We start from the raw sequence: 15,072 nt of genomic DNA, 5'->3' as shown, positions 1-15,072 counted from the left end.
GCTAATGGAATTTGGTGCACCCTTTTTAAGAACCAAAGCATAAAATAATCGACCACTCTATTTTTTAGAAAAGTGATGTGATAAAAATGGAAGTATTTATTCAGCAAATCGTTAATGGACTTTTTCTAGGCAGTGTTTATGCACTGATGGCACTAGGCTATACCATGGTATATGGAATCATCAAATTGATCAATTTTGCTCATGGCGAAATCTATATGATTGGGTCTTTCATCGGGTACTTTTTGATTAACCAATTTAATATGGGATTCTTTCCAGCGCTAGTTTTATCAATGGTGGGCAGTGCGATATTAGGGGTCGTCATCGAATTTTTGGCCTATCGTCCGTTAAGAAATTCAACACGAATCGCGGCTTTAATCACAGCAATTGGTGTTTCGTATTTATTACAAAATATTATGATCTATTTTTTCAGTTCCACAACAAGACCTTTTCCACAAGTCATTAAATTGCAAGTTTTTAAATTTGGTTTTTTGAGTGTGTCAAATATTCAGCTATTGATTTTAGGACTGTCATTATTCTTGATGATCGCATTAAACATCATCGTACAAAAGACCAAAATGGGAAAAGCAATGCGCGCGGTGAGTGTCGATACTGATGCAGCGCAGTTGATGGGAATTGATGTCAATCGAACAATTTCATTTACATTTGCATTAGGTTCTGCGCTGGCTGCTGCTGGCGGGATGATGATTGGGCTGTATTACAATTCGATCGATCCGATGATGGGGTATATCCCTGGACTGAAATCATTTATCGCGGCAGTTTTAGGCGGAATTGGGATCATTCCTGGTGCGGCGATCGGCGGTTTTGTTATCGGCTTGATCGAAACGTTGACCACAGCCTTAGGTTTCTCAGATTTCAAAGACGCGGTAGTTTATATCGTCTTGATTTTGATTTTGTTGATTCGTCCAGCCGGTATTTTAGGCAAACATGTAAAAGAGAAAGTGTAGGTGAGTCAAATGAAGAAGAATTTAAAATACAATTTGATTTGGCTAGCTTTGATCGTGATTGGCTACGCAGTATTATATGCGGCTTATTCAGCCGGATTGGTCAACCTGTTCTTAGATAATATTTTGGTTCAAATCGGGATAAACGTCATTTTAGCAGTCGGCTTGAATTTGATCATCGGATTTTCCGGGCAGTTTTCTTTGGGTCATGCTGGCTTTATGGCAATTGGTGCGTATGCGGCGGCTTTGATCTCAATGAATACGCCGACTTATGGTGGATTTTTCTTAGGAATGGCTGTAGGTGTTATCTTGGCGGGGATCGTTGCTGTAGCAGTAGGTATCCCGACTTTACGCTTGAGTGGAGATTACTTAGCAATCGCAACTTTAGGTGTAGCGGAAATTATTCGGATCTTATTGATCAATTTTAAAGATATCACTAATGGTCCTTCTGGTTTGTTTGGAATCGAGCCGTTTGTTGATTGGCAAATGGTTTATGGGTTTATGGCGATCACTACGCTATTTATCGTCAACTATATTCGTTCCGGTGCTGGACGTGCGACGATGGCGATTCGCGAAGATGAGATCGCAGCAGAAGCGATGGGCGTTAATACGACCAAATATAAAGTGATCGCTTTTACCTTTGGGGCAATGACGGCTAGTATCGCAGGTTCACTTTATGCGGGCTATTTACAATCTATTGCACCAAAAGACTTTGCGTTTACTAAATCGGTGGATATTTTGATCTTAGTTGTATTAGGCGGGATCGGCAGTGTCACAGGGACTTTTATTGCCGCAATTTTGTTAGGGATCATCAATATGTATCTGCAAGATTTTGGGACATTGCGGATGATCATTTACGCGTTGGCATTGATCATCTTAATGATCTTCAAGCCGGGCGGTTTACTAGGTACGAAAGAATTGTCCGTGAAAAAAATAATCGATAAGTTCAAAAAAGGAGATGACCAGAATGCCTCTGTTGGAAATTAAAGAATTAACCAAAAACTTTGGCGGTTTGGCGGCGGTCTCCAATGTCAATATCGCATTAGAAGAAAATCAATTAGTCGGTTTGATTGGTCCGAATGGTGCGGGGAAAACGACGTTGTTCAACTTGATCACCGGTGTGTACGAACCAAGTGAAGGGGATGTCTTATTAAAAGTTGATGGAAAAAGTCATCGGTTAAATGGACAAAAACCTTATGCGATTGCGGATCTTGGTTTGAGCCGAACCTTTCAGAATATTCGCTTGTTTAAAGATTTAACGGTTTTAGATAATGTTTTGATTGCTATGAACAGCAAAAACAAAGAGAGCTTTTTCTCTAGTGTTTTGCGTTTGCCGGCTTTTTATAATAAAGAAGAACATTTGAAAGCTGAAGCACTGAAATTATTAACCATTTTTGATTTGCAAGAAAAAGCCGAACATTTAGCTCGAAACTTGCCTTATGGGGAACAACGCCGGCTAGAAATCGTGCGAGCATTGGCAACAAAACCGAAGATTCTTTTCTTAGACGAACCAGCTGCTGGAATGAATCCGCAAGAAACTGCGGAGTTGACGTTACTGATTCGAAAGATCCAAGCAGAATTTAAAATCACGATCTTATTGATTGAACACGATATGAGTTTGGTCATGGATGTCTGCGAACGGATTTATGTGCTGGAGTATGGTCGTATTTTGGCTGAAGGTGTGCCAGAGGAAATCAAAAATAATCCAGAAGTTATCAAAGCCTATCTTGGAGGTGATCTATAATGCTGAAAATTGAAAATCTTTCGGTCCATTACGGGATGATCCAAGCGGTGCGAGATGTCAGCTTTGAAGTCAAACAAGGTGAGATCGTATCTTTGATCGGAGCAAATGGTGCAGGGAAAACGACGATTTTACGGACGATTTCAGGCTTAAATCATCCATCTAAAGGTACGATTACTTTTGAAGGTGCTCAGATTCAAAAGAAGGCTCCTAGAAAAATCGTGGCCCAAGGAATCTCCCAAGTTCCAGAAGGCCGTCATGTGTTCTCGGGATTGACTGTCTTAGAAAATTTGGAGATGGGAGCGTATTTGCGAAAAGACAGCGGGATGCAAAAAGATTATGACCATATTTATGAAAAATTTCCGATCTTAAAAGAACGATTGAATCAAGATGCTTCGACTCTTTCTGGTGGGGAACAGCAGATGTTGGCGATGGGTCGTGCATTGATGTCCAAACCACGCTTGCTGTTGTTAGACGAGCCGTCGATGGGATTAGCACCGATCTTCATTCAAGAGATTTTTAATATTATTCAAGAGATCCAAAAACAAGGGACCACGGTTTTATTGATCGAACAAAATGCCAAGATGGCTTTATCAATCGCAGACCGCGGATATGTTTTGGAGACAGGCAAAGTCGTCCTGTCAGGAACGGGTCAAGAATTGCTAGAAAGTGAAGAAGTCAAGAAAGCTTATCTAGGAGGGTAAAAAATGAGTGTAAAAGATTTTATGACAGAAAATTTAGTAACTGTTACGCCTGAGACAAAAATATTTGATGCCGTTGATTTAATGAAAAAATATGACATCCACCGTCTGCCGGTGATCGCTGACAATCGATTGGTCGGTCTGATTACTGAAGGAACGATTCAAGAGGCGCTCCCTTCAAAAGCGACGAGTTTAAGTGTTTACGAGGTCAATTATTTATTGAATAAAACGGTCGTAGCCGATGTGATGATCACAGAAGTCAAAACGATCGCTCCTGATGCAGAATTGGAAGATGGAATCTATTTGATGCGGCAAAATAAGATCAATGTTCTACCCGTACTAGCAGGTGACAAATTAGTGGGAATCATCACTAATAATGATATTTTTGATGCTTTCTTGAAATTGACTGGTTATTACGAAGGCGGTACACGTGTCCAATTAAAAATTTTAGAAGACAAAAAAGGCGTACTTGCCAGAGTTGCTAAGGTGTTGGCCGATCATGATTTCAGTATTTTGACAGTTATTGTGGACCACCAATCAAACGCTACGATTTTAGAGATCCAATTAGCCAGCAAAGAGACGGAAAAAATCAAACAGCTTCTAACTGATAATGGGTATGAAGTTTTGCGGGCAGCAGTTACACAGCCATAGCTTAAAGGACAATTGAGTGATCAGTTGTCCTTTTCTTTTGTTATATGCTAAAATATTTAGGACGGAGGGAAATCATATGTCTAAAAAGAACAAAGATATTCAAGTCCAAATCAAAGAAGAAGTACGTCAAATCGATGGAAAAGAGCAAACAGTCTCTCAATTAGTGATCGGTAAAAAAATTATTGGTGAAATCATTCCGGATAATAAAAATTTCCAAGCCTATACGGACGGACGATTACTGGGTAATTATAAGTCTTTAGACGACGGGATTGAGGCTTTGATCCGCAACTGGAATTTACATGAATAATTTTTAGAAAAGTACTTGCATTTTTTTTAAAGATTAGGTATTATAACTGAGTCGGGTTTTTAAATAATAAAAAAACCTAGCTGGAGGAGTAGCGAAGTGGCTAAACGCGACGGACTGTAAATCCGTTCCTTAGGGTTCAGTGGTTCGAATCCACTCTCCTCCACCATTGGGGTATAGCCAAGCGGTAAGGCAAGGGACTTTGACTCCCTCATGCGTTGGTTCGAATCCAGCTACCCCAGTCATTCAGTGAGTTGCTTTTGCAACTCACTTTTTTTTGCGTTTAGATAACAAGCTTTTAGCAATAACGGTGCAATGGATTTAATTTTTTAGGGCGATTAATCGGCCATTCAATGCATCTGTTTCATCGAAGAAGTTCTCTGGCTTGCTGCCTGTTGAAATATACGCTACATTTAAGATAAAGCTATAACAATTGGAGAAAGGAGCTTGGAACGATGAACAAATTTGAGGAAGTCAAAGAGCGGTTGGCCGATATGGTAGTGAAAGCCTACAGCACGATTAAAGAAAATTCATTAGAAGTGACTAAAGAAAAAGGACAAGCGCCGCGTGTACGCACGATTCGTCCAACCCGCCATACGATCAAATGGAAAGCAAAAAATCATTAAAAAGAGAGTATGGGCGAAGCAAGAAACTTTAGAAGCTTTTTCTCGCCATTTACTCGAAAAAAGGAGGTGTGACAAGATTTTTGTCACACCTTTTTTTAATGATCAATCTCGATACCTAAAATAGTCAGATGGCCATTGCCGACTAATTTGATAACTAATTTAGCAAGGCTGTCGGCACTCATGGTCGTGTCGCTAGTAATCCACCAATGCAAGGTTCCGATAAATATTGAAGTCATGTATTCAATGATAAAATCCAATGGTACTTCGATGTCATTTTCAGTGATTTTTAATCGGTTAAAGATATGGGAATATTTTTCATTTAAAATTTCTGCAATTTTTTTGCGGAGAATCTCGTTTCCTGAAGCATCCAAGACAGTCAAAAAGAATTTCCGATTTGCTTGAATCTGTTCATAAATATTTTTTAGGACCATTTCGATCTTGCGAACTTTTAACCGATTGCCTTGAACGATCTGATCAGGATCAAGGACCGAGGCAAAAGCGTCGATAGCCTGTTTAAAAATAAAATCATAGAGATCTTGTTTATCTTTGTAGTGAGCATAAAACGTTGCGCGATTAATCATTGCTTCATCGGCGATTTCTTGTACGGTGATATTGTCGAACCCTTTTACTTCTACTAAGTGAATAAAAGCTTCCATAATCATTTTGTTGGTTCGTTTAACTCGAAGGTCAATTTTTTTAGGCATAATAAAATCCTTTCGTTTTTCAACAGAGTTTGCTGGATTGTTGCTTATCACACGAATGAAATAGTTTTGAGTATTGCATAACGTTCGAAATGTTTTTAGAATATACGTGAGTAGTATAACAAACACTTTGTAAGTTAATCAACATGTGTTGTTAAAAAGGGAAGGTAGGAATGATTATGGCATTACGAGCAGGGATTGATGTTGGCTCTACAACCGTCAAGTTGGTCATTTTGAATGAACAAAACGAAAGTCTTTTTGCGAAGTATGAACGTCACTTTTCAGATGTGAAAAATGCCACAGAACGTATCTTGCGAGAAGCAGAAACAGTCATTGGTGATCAAGAAATGACGATGAGTATCACAGGTTCTGGCGGAATGGGGTTGGCCGATGTATTGGCGATTCCTTTTGTGCAAGAGGTAATCGCGTGTACACGCACAGTCGAAGAAATTATTCCTGAGACCGATGTAGTTATTGAATTAGGTGGAGAAGATGCAAAAATCACCTTTTTTGAAGGTTCGTTAGAGCAGCGAATGAATGGGAGCTGTGCTGGTGGGACGGGCGCGTTTATCGATCAGATGGCCGTCTTATTGAAAACGGATGCTAATGGCGTAAATGAATTAGCTAAAAACTATAAAACGATTTATCCAATCGCTTCTCGTTGCGGTGTGTTTGCAAAAACCGACGTACAACCGTTGATCAATGAAGGAGCAGCGAAAGAAGATATCGCAGCGAGTATTTTTCAAGCGGTCGTTAATCAAACGATTGCAGGTTTAGCCGCTGGACGAAAAATCAAAGGAAACATCGCTTTTCTTGGAGGACCGCTATTTTTCATGTCTGAATTGCGCCAGCGATTCATTGAAACATTAAATATTGCGCCGGAAAATGTGATCTTCCCAGAAAATCCGCAACTTTTTGTAGCGATGGGAGCGGCTTTTTATTCAGAAGAAGCAGAAATGACTTCATTAGAAGGCTTGCTGCATCGTTTACTAACTGCCGATGAAGGACATTTAGCACCTTCAGACACACTTGAACCATTATTTAAAGATGAAGCGGAGTTAGCCGAATTTCGGATGCGTCATGGTCAGGCGCAAGTCAGAGAAAAAGATTTAGCTGAACATGAAGGGGTCGCCTTTTTAGGGATTGATGCTGGTTCAACGACTACTAAAGTCACGCTGATCGATGATAATGGCAACTTGATGTATTCATTTTATGGTAATAATCAAGGGCAGCCGTTAGAGACGACCATGAAAGTCTTAAAAGACCTGTATACGAAGCTACCAGAAAACGTATTTATCGGAAAAGCAGCTGTTACGGGATATGGGGAGCAGTTGATTAAAAATGCGTTGAAAGTCGATATTGGTGAAGTTGAAACGATGGCCCATTATAAAGCGGCAAATTATTTTCAACCTGGGGTCGATTTTATTTTAGATATCGGCGGACAAGATATGAAAGCAATGACGATCAAAGACGGCGCCTTGTCTTCAATCCAATTAAACGAAGCATGTTCTTCCGGTTGCGGTTCGTTTATTGAAACATTCGCAAAATCGTTGAATTATAATGTAGAAGATTTTGCACAGGCGGCAGTGAAATCAAAAGCACCGGTTGATCTAGGTTCACGTTGTACTGTCTTTATGAATTCTAAAGTAAAACAAGTTCAAAAAGAAGGGGCTTCAGTTGGCGATATTTCTGCCGGCTTGTCTTATTCTGTCATCAAGAATGCGATTTATAAAGTAATCAAAGTTCGGCGTCCTGAAGAACTTGGTGAGAAAATCGTCTGTCAGGGCGGAACATTTTATAATGAAGCAGTTTTACGGGCATTTGAAGTTGTTTCCGGTCGGGAAGTTGTTCGGCCATCGATTGCTGGTTTAATGGGGGCTTTTGGAGCGGCGTTAATTGCTTTGGAAGATTATGAAATCGGCGAAACGACCGAAACACTTTCTTTAGCAGAAATCGATACATTTACGGCTGAAAAAGAATTTACTCATTGCGGGTTATGTGAAAATAATTGTATGCTGACGGTAACGTTATTCTCAGATGGACGCCAATTTATTACCGGAAATCGGTGCGAACGCGGCGCTCAAATCAAAGTAAAACGTGAAGATAAAAAAGTCAATTTAGTGGATTATAAATACCGCCGCTTATTCAAATATCGGCCATTACGCAAAAAAGATGCCGTCCGCGGCGAGATCGGGATCCCACGGGTCTTGAACATGTATGAAAATTATCCGTTGTGGCATACCTTCTTCAGCGATTTGGGTTTCCGAGTGAAGTTGTCACCGCGTTCCAACAAAGCATTGTATGAACAAGGAATGGAAACAATTCCGAGCGATACGGCTTGTTATCCAGCGAAAATCACTCATGGACATATCCAAGCCTTGATCGATAGCGGCGTACCGATGATCTTTTATCCTGGAGTCGTATTTGAACGAGAAGAATCAAAAGATGCGGATAATCATTTCAACTGCCCAATCGTTCAAAGTTATCCTGATGTGATTCGCAACAATGTGGATGATATTCGCGATGGCAAAGTGGATTATCGTAATCCATATTTGAATTTAGCCAATGAAGCTTCTGTTGCTAAAGTTCTTGGTCGTTGTTTCCAAGATTTAGGGATTACACAAGCAGAGATCGACCAAGCGTTGCATCATGCCTATGAAGAATTAGAAAAATTCAAAGCAGATGTCCGGCAAAAAGGGGAAGAAACCTTATTGATGCTCAATCAAAAAGGGCAACGCGGAATCGTTCTTTCTGGTCGTCCGTATCATTTGGATCCTGAGATCAATCACGGAATCGCTGAAGTGATCACGCAAGAAGGATTCCACGTATTAACAGAAGATAGCGTTTCTCATTTAGGCGATGTCGGCAATCTTCGTGTAGTCAATCAATGGGTCTACCATTCTCGACTATATGCAGCTGCTCGTGTCGTAGCCAAATCAAAAAATCTTGAACTAGTCCAACTAAATTCATTTGGTTGCGGGCTAGATGCAGTAACGACGGACCAAGTAGAAGAAATCATGGATCAATACGGTAAGATCTACACCGTTTTGAAAATCGACGAAGGGTCCAATTTAGGTGCAATCAGAATTCGTCTGCGTTCTTTAAAAGCTGCGGTTAACGAACGGGAGAAATCGAATTTTGAACCGGTCCAACGTTTTGAAGAACCAGAAAAAATCGTCTTTACTAAAGAGATGCGCAAAAAACATACTTTGCTTTTACCAATGCTTAGTCCAATCCATCAGTCCGGTTTGTTTGATGTTGCATTGGAAGCTTCTGGTTACAATGTTGTTTGTCTGCCAGCGATGGATCGTGAAGCAATCAATGTCGGTCTAAAATTTGTCAATAATGATTCCTGTTATCCAGCAATCATCTCGATTGGTCAGTTGGTTGAAGCCTTGCAAAGCGGAAAATACGATTTAGAAAATACGAGTGTGATGATGAGCCAAACCGGCGGCGGCTGTCGCGCAACAAACTATATCCCGTTACTGAGAAAAGCGTTGAATGATGCAGGGTTCTCACAAGTACCCGTTGTCTCTGTTTCACTAGGAAACAAAGGTGTAGAAAGCAATCCGGGATTTAAATACACATTGCCGATGTTAAAACGAATCGTTGTTGCGATTCTTTATGGGGATCTATTTGAACGGCTCGTTTATCGGACACGTCCTTACGAACTAGAAAAAGGTCAAATCGATGCTTTGCATGAAGAGTGGCTGAAAAAAGTAGAAAGTAATGTTCGGAGCGGCTCGCTAACTACGTTTAACCGCAACATGAAAAAAATTATCAAGGACTTTGATACTGTTCCAATTTCTAATGAAGTGAAACCAAAAGTCGGTATCGTTGGTGAAATTTTAGTTAAATATTCGCCGACAGCTAATAATGATATCGTTCGTTTGCTTGAAGCAGAAGGTGCTGAAGCAGTCGTACCTGACTTGATCGGTTTCATGAATTATTCTTTGTACAATCAAATTTGGAAATATGACAATATGGGCATGCCGAAAAAAAATAAAACGATCGCAGAAATGGCGATCAAATTGATTGAAGTGGTCGAAAAACCAATGGATAAAGCGTTGCGTGCTTCTGAACGCTTTACAGGGATTCATTCGATCTATCAATTGGCTGAAGATGCCGGCAAGATTCTTTCGATCGGAAATCATACAGGTGAAGGCTGGTTCTTGACTGGTGAGATGATTGATCTATTGAAAAATGGCGTCAATAATATCGTCTGCATGCAGCCGTTTGGATGTTTACCAAATCACGTGGTCGGTAAAGGGGTAATCAAAGAGTTGCGCCACCAGTATCCAAAATCAAATATTGCAGCGATCGATTATGACCCAGGGGTTTCGATCGTCAATCAATTGAATCGGATCCGCTTGATGATGGCGACTGCCAACAAACAATTAAAAGCAGAAATCAAAAACTGATTGAAAGAGTAGACCAATTAAATGGGTCTGCTCTTTTTTTCTAGTTATTTCTCTAAGTGTTTCCAGTACGAAAACGAATAATGTTTGGGCATGAATGAGCTGTTAAGGAAGTTGAAAAAAGGATAAAGGAAATATTCACAGGGTTATTGTTGTACATTAGGTATATACCAGTTATAATAGAAGAAAATTAATCGAGGTGACAAATGTGGCGAATCAAGTGCCAGTTTATATTCAAATACATGATCAGTTAAAAAATGAAATTGAAAACGGCGTATGGAAAGTTGGCGCTCGCCTGCCTTCTGAACGAGAATTATCATTGAGATTCGGCGTAAGCCGGATGACTCTCCGCCAAGCAATCCAAACATTGTCTGATGAAGGAATCTTAGATCGGAAAATCGGTTCAGGGACTTATGTAGCAAGTAAAAAAGTTCAAGAAAAAATGACTGGAACAACAAGTTTTACCGATATTATGGAATCTCTTGGAAAAGTTCCGTCTAGCAAAACGATCTCCTTTTTTCATTCACGTGCCAGTTCTAGTGAAGCAGAAAAATTGAGCTTGGAAAAAGGCGAGCAAGTTTTACGAATGGAACGGATCCGGTATGCAGATGATGTTCCGATTTGTTTTGAAGTCGCAAGTATTCCTGCCAAACTAATCGAAGGGTTCAGTAAAGAAGAAATTACGGAATCGTTTTATCATAGTTTGCAAGAAAAAGGATTCGAAATCGGTCATGCCAATCAAACAGTCTCAGCGATTTTAGCGCCAGAACAAATCGCAGAATATTTGGCGGTAAAACGCGGCGATGCGATTTTGCGGCTGCGTCAAATTTCCTATCTTACTGACGGTCGTCCTTTCGAATATGTGCGCACCCAATATGTCGGCAGCCGTTTTGAATTTTATTTAGAAAAATAATCCAAGAAGCTAGGCTTCTTGGATTGGTTGTTCATGGTATAAGACGGCGCCAGTTTCAAATTTAACTTGGCCATTTAATAGATCTGTGACTTGAGCTTCAAAAGCTATGAGCTGATTTTCATCGACTAGACAAGTCGCAATGACCTGATCGGTGAACTGGGTCTCTTTAACCGCAATTTTTTCATTAGTGATGAAGTGTTCCATCTTGCCCCAGTTAGCATAATCTATTTGGACGAAAACTTCTTGCTGCAGTCGGCCTTCTACGATACCAATATCAGCGATTGCTTGAGCGACTGCGCCAGAATAAGCCCGGATCAATCCGCCGGCCCCAAGTTTGGTTCCGCCAAAATAACGCGTAACGACGGCACAAACATTGATCAACTCATTCTTTTTCAAGACTTCTAACATAGGAGCCCCAGCAGTTCCGCTAGGTTCTCCGTCATCTGAAGAGCGCTGGATTTCATTGCGGTCGCCTAAAACAAAGGCGCTGCAGTTATGATTGGCTTTCCAATGTTCCTTTTTGATGTATTGGATGAACTCTTTTGCTTCTTCTTCAGAAGCAATTCGTTTTAAAAAACAAATGAAGTGTGATTTTTTGATTTCGATTTCGTATTGGTGGTCTTCTTTGATCGTACGATAATTTTGCAGCATAATTTTGCCTCGCTTTATTTTTCTCTTCTTAGTATAGGAGAAAAGCGGGGCAGGTTTCAACTAAATGTTTATGAACAGGAATCTGTTTGAAGGCGAGGGATGAGCGTGACACGCACAAAAAAATATGATGGGATCACTCATTATTTGAAAAGCAATAACGGCTCACAAGTTACACTGACCTTTACTCAATTTGATGAATTGTTGTTTCCCCGCAGTGGCTTGCCGCAGACAGCACGGCAAGATCTTGACTGGTGGGCGAATGATTATCGCCATCCGGAAAAAGGCGCTTATGGCTGGTTGAACGCAAATTATGAAGTTGTTCAGGTCAATCTTGATAAAGAATATGTGGTCTTCAACAAATTAGTGAAAGCAAGTTGGTTGTTCTAGCTAGCAGTGTACTAATTTAGTTAATAAGACAGACAAAGAAGTTGTGACAAAAACTTGTCACAATTTTTTTTGCGTTGTGCACGTGAGTTAGAAAAAACTAAGATCGTTTTGCTTAGGTGCAGTGAGTCGATTTTTTTAATAAGTAAAAAGAAGGATTGACAATTTGCGTATCTTTTTGAAAAGGAGGGAAATGTACTGATGGAAATCACAGGTCAGCGATTATTGAAAAAAGAGTGGCAAGCTTTTTATCCGCAAGTAGACTTGAGTCACGCCAAGAAAATTCCGGCGATGACGGAGCAGGAATCCGGCTGGTTGTGTCATCGTTGTGGTGAAGTTTCCTATCAAAAAGTACCCGCCGGCTTTTTCTATTGTCCTTTTTGCTTAGGATTGAAACGAATAGACAGCCGATCCTTTCTTTATTATTTCCCAGCAAAAAAATTACCGACGAAAAAAACAATTCTTGTCTGGAAAGGCAAACTCTCTGAACCGCAACGCGAGATCGCTGACTGCCTCATCCAAGATCAAGCAACGGCGCAAACTTTTCTGCTTTGGGCTGTGACGGGAGCGGGAAAAACGGAAATGTTATTTCCGTTACTGCAACAGCTGCTTGAACAAGGAAAACGAGTCGCGGTAACTTCACCACGAGTAGATGTTTGTAACGAGTTGTTCCTTCGCTTTCGCCAAGCATTCCCTAAAGAAAAAATTAGTCTCTTTCATGGTCAAGAACGTAAAACTGCTGGAGATAGCTTTGTCGTTTGTACTGTCCACCAGCTTTTACGTTATCACCAGTATTTTGATCTGGTGATCGTTGATGAAGTGGATGCGTTTCCTTACACAGAAGATCCTTTGCTGCAACGCGCAGTAAATCATGCTCAAAAACCGATAGGCAAGCGCATCTATTTAAGTGCAACTCCAGCCGAAATGTTAAAACAGACAGTTGATCGCCTGTATTATTTGCCGGCTCGCTATCATCGGCGTCGTTTGCCAGTCCCGCAAGTCTTTTTTTCTTGGCGATTAGAAAAACAGTTGCAGGTTGGTCGTTTGCCTAAAAATATTTTAGCTAAGCTAGCTGCGTTATTAGAAAAAAATAATGTATTGTTTTTTTGTCCCAATATCTCATTGCTACAAAAAATGGCAGCATGCATCTCGCAGGAATTTCCAGTGCGGCTAACGACAGTTTTTTCACAAGATCAAGAACGACTGATCAAAGTTGAAAATATGCGGGCGGGAAAATACCAATTACTTTTGGCGACGACGATTCTCGAACGGGGAGTAACCTTTGAACATGTATCGGTGGTTGTATTACAAGCGGCTCACCGAATCTTTAAAAAGGCGGCACTCGTCCAAATGGCCGGTCGGGCAGATCGGAAAGGGACGTATAATCAAGCTGAGGTCATTTTTGTTACTAGTGAACAAACTGCAGCGATCCAAGCGGCGATCAATGAGATCAAAGAAAACAATCGTCAGGCGCTGTCGCGAGGATTGATCGATGAGATGTAGTTGTTGCCAAAAAGAATTGATCCGAAATCTCACCTTGCGCGAGTTGTTTTGTTCTGCAAGTCTAAGATGTTATCATTGTGAGGAACAATTTACAAAAATCGATCACGCTACGGCTTGTGTGGGCTGCGGACGTAAAAATTCCGTCAAACTGTGCCGGGATTGTCGCAAGTGGCAGCAGACATCCGGATTTGTTTTAAATAATAAAAGTTTGTATCAATATGACGAAGGCTTTCGTAAATGGATTGAAGCGTATAAATTCACCGGTGATTATCGTTTGCGGGGAGCGTTTGCAACAGAACTTAAACAGGCATTACGAATGTATCGAGGCTACTTAATTTGCCCGTTGCCCCTTTCTAAAGAACGCTTCAAGCAAAGAGGGTTCAATCAAGTTAGTGCGTGTTTAGCGTTGACGAAGGTACCTTTTGAAATGCTGTTGCAGCGCAAAGAGTTATCCCCGCAATCAGAAAAAACTCGTGAGGAACGTTTGTTGATGGCACAACCATTCAAACTGAATGTGGAAAGTGAAAAGATTAGAAATCAAAGAGTTTTATTAATCGATGATGTCTACACGACAGGCCGAACGTTGTTCCATGGAGCAGAATTGCTTTATAAAAATGGAGCTGAAACAGTGAAAAGCTTGACTTTTGCTCGGTGAAATGCTTTATTTATGTTCGCAAAATTGATAGCGATTTACTTTGCAAAAAAATGAGATTTCGCTATAATAGAGTTAAGAAGAAGAGGAAAGAGTGGTCCTTCCTCCTATCTTCAGTTGGCAAGACGAAAGGGGCAATACGTATGTTCAAATATAATGTTCGTGGAGAAAACATCGAAGTTACTGAAGCTATCCGCAGTTACGTTGAAAAGAAAGTAGGAAAGTTAGAACGCTACTTTACTGATGTTCCGGATGCGACTGCTTATGTCAATTTGAAAGTGTATACAGAAAAAACGGCAAAAGTTGAAGTAACGATTCCATTACCTTACTTGGTTCTTCGGGCGGAAGAAACTTCACCAGATTTATATGCAAGTATTGATTTGGTTGTGGATAAATTAGAACGTCAGATCCGCAAATTCAAAACAAAAATTAATCGTAAAGCTCGTGAAACAGGCGTACCTGAACGTGAAGTAGACGTGCTAGTAAATGCGGAAGAATCAGAAGAATCTGAATTAGAGATCGTCCGCACAAAACGCTTATCATTGAAACCAATGGGCAGCGAAGAAGCCGTTTTACAAATGAACATGCTAGGACATAATTTCTTTATCTTTGAAGATGCTGAAACAAATGGTACAAGTATTGTTTATCGTCGTAAAGATGGAAAATATGGTCTGATCGAAACCGACTAAGAATAAATCAAAACCTTCCAACTGATGTTGGAAGGTTTTTTTATTGCCTTGAAAATCAATTTTTATGACAGAGTAATTTTTTTAACGCGTTTATTTTTTATCTTTTTACTACTTAAAGAGCAAAAAAAAGCTTAATCATTGTATAAGTCGTGCTTTATTCGTTATGAGAAGTTTCT

Annotated in this window: 15 protein-coding genes and 2 tRNA genes; 15 read left to right on the top strand and 2 right to left on the bottom strand. The window is 40.3% G+C overall.

The window, feature by feature from the left end:
- Window positions 1-86: 86 nt before the first annotated feature.
- The 9 genes from FFM68_RS10375 to FFM68_RS13115 all read left to right on the top strand — a co-directional run bounded on the left by FFM68_RS10375 (window position 87) and on the right by FFM68_RS13115 (window position 4,985).
- A complete protein-coding gene (locus FFM68_RS10375; RefSeq protein WP_137619263.1) occupies window positions 87-965 on the top strand; it encodes a branched-chain amino acid ABC transporter permease in 879 nt (292 codons plus the stop codon).
- Window positions 966-974: 9 nt separating this feature from the next.
- Window positions 975-1,949: a branched-chain amino acid ABC transporter permease gene (locus FFM68_RS10370; RefSeq protein WP_137619262.1), complete on the top strand. Its 975-nt coding sequence runs from the start codon at window positions 975-977 to the stop codon at window positions 1,947-1,949.
- Window positions 1,930-2,706 (top strand): ABC transporter ATP-binding protein, encoded by a 777-nt coding sequence (locus tag FFM68_RS10365; RefSeq protein WP_137619261.1) that lies wholly within the window; start codon window positions 1,930-1,932, stop codon window positions 2,704-2,706. Before FFM68_RS10370 ends, FFM68_RS10365 begins: the two co-directional genes overlap by 20 nt.
- Window positions 2,706-3,407, top strand: a complete 702-nt coding sequence (locus FFM68_RS10360; RefSeq protein ID WP_137619260.1) for an ABC transporter ATP-binding protein — start codon at window positions 2,706-2,708, stop codon at window positions 3,405-3,407. The genes FFM68_RS10365 and FFM68_RS10360 overlap by 1 nt, the downstream gene beginning before the upstream one ends.
- Window positions 3,408-3,410: 3 nt before the next feature.
- Window positions 3,411-4,055 (top strand): CBS and ACT domain-containing protein, encoded by a 645-nt coding sequence (locus FFM68_RS10355; RefSeq protein ID WP_137619259.1) that lies wholly within the window; start codon window positions 3,411-3,413, stop codon window positions 4,053-4,055.
- A gap of 76 nt (window positions 4,056-4,131) precedes the next feature.
- Window positions 4,132-4,362, top strand: coding sequence for a DUF2969 family protein (locus tag FFM68_RS10350; protein ID WP_137619258.1), 231 nt, complete (start codon window positions 4,132-4,134; stop codon window positions 4,360-4,362).
- Window positions 4,363-4,444: 82 nt separating this feature from the next.
- Window positions 4,445-4,528: transfer RNA gene (locus FFM68_RS10345), tRNA-Tyr, on the top strand.
- 1 nt (window position 4,529) lies between these two features.
- A tRNA-Gln gene (locus FFM68_RS10340) sits at window positions 4,530-4,601 on the top strand.
- Between the two features lie 213 nt (window positions 4,602-4,814).
- Complete coding sequence (locus FFM68_RS13115; RefSeq protein ID WP_167483480.1) at window positions 4,815-4,985, top strand: hypothetical protein; 171 nt, start codon at window positions 4,815-4,817, stop codon at window positions 4,983-4,985.
- A 95-nt stretch (window positions 4,986-5,080) separates the two neighbouring features.
- Here the strand turns inward: FFM68_RS13115 and FFM68_RS10335 are convergent, their stop codons facing one another.
- Window positions 5,081-5,689 (bottom strand): TetR/AcrR family transcriptional regulator, encoded by a 609-nt coding sequence (locus FFM68_RS10335; RefSeq protein ID WP_137608656.1) that lies wholly within the window; start codon window positions 5,687-5,689, stop codon window positions 5,081-5,083.
- A gap of 176 nt (window positions 5,690-5,865) precedes the next feature.
- Between FFM68_RS10335 and FFM68_RS10330 the strand changes: the two genes are divergently transcribed.
- Window positions 5,866-10,107 (top strand): 2-hydroxyacyl-CoA dehydratase, encoded by a 4,242-nt coding sequence (locus FFM68_RS10330; RefSeq protein WP_137619257.1) that lies wholly within the window; start codon window positions 5,866-5,868, stop codon window positions 10,105-10,107.
- Between the two features lie 205 nt (window positions 10,108-10,312).
- Window positions 10,313-11,017, top strand: coding sequence for a GntR family transcriptional regulator (locus tag FFM68_RS10325; RefSeq protein ID WP_137619256.1), 705 nt, complete (start codon window positions 10,313-10,315; stop codon window positions 11,015-11,017).
- A 9-nt stretch (window positions 11,018-11,026) separates the two neighbouring features.
- Here FFM68_RS10325 and FFM68_RS10320 read toward each other — a convergent pair whose 3' ends face one another.
- Window positions 11,027-11,668 (bottom strand): YigZ family protein, encoded by a 642-nt coding sequence (locus tag FFM68_RS10320; RefSeq protein ID WP_137619255.1) that lies wholly within the window; start codon window positions 11,666-11,668, stop codon window positions 11,027-11,029.
- Window positions 11,669-11,767: 99 nt separating this feature from the next.
- Between FFM68_RS10320 and FFM68_RS10315 the strand changes: the two genes are divergently transcribed.
- The 4 genes from FFM68_RS10315 to hpf all read left to right on the top strand — a co-directional run bounded on the left by FFM68_RS10315 (window position 11,768) and on the right by hpf (window position 14,896).
- Window positions 11,768-12,055 (top strand): DUF7662 domain-containing protein, encoded by a 288-nt coding sequence (locus tag FFM68_RS10315; RefSeq protein ID WP_137619254.1) that lies wholly within the window; start codon window positions 11,768-11,770, stop codon window positions 12,053-12,055.
- A 198-nt stretch (window positions 12,056-12,253) separates the two neighbouring features.
- Window positions 12,254-13,555: a DEAD/DEAH box helicase family protein gene (locus tag FFM68_RS10310; RefSeq protein WP_137619253.1), complete on the top strand. Its 1,302-nt coding sequence runs from the start codon at window positions 12,254-12,256 to the stop codon at window positions 13,553-13,555.
- On the top strand, window positions 13,545-14,210 hold the full coding sequence (locus FFM68_RS10305; RefSeq protein WP_137619252.1) for a ComF family protein: 666 nt from the start codon (window positions 13,545-13,547) through the stop codon (window positions 14,208-14,210). The genes FFM68_RS10310 and FFM68_RS10305 overlap by 11 nt, the downstream gene beginning before the upstream one ends.
- A gap of 140 nt (window positions 14,211-14,350) precedes the next feature.
- Window positions 14,351-14,896 (top strand): ribosome hibernation-promoting factor, HPF/YfiA family, encoded by a 546-nt coding sequence (hpf, locus tag FFM68_RS10300; RefSeq protein ID WP_137608663.1) that lies wholly within the window; start codon window positions 14,351-14,353, stop codon window positions 14,894-14,896.
- Window positions 14,897-15,072 lie beyond the last annotated feature (176 nt).

Source organism: Enterococcus xiangfangensis (assembly GCF_005405365.1).
Taxonomy (GTDB): domain Bacteria; phylum Bacillota; class Bacilli; order Lactobacillales; family Enterococcaceae; genus Enterococcus_A; species Enterococcus_A xiangfangensis.
Note: the sequence above shows the minus strand (reverse complement) of the source record. Positions and strands in the feature narration are given on the sequence as shown.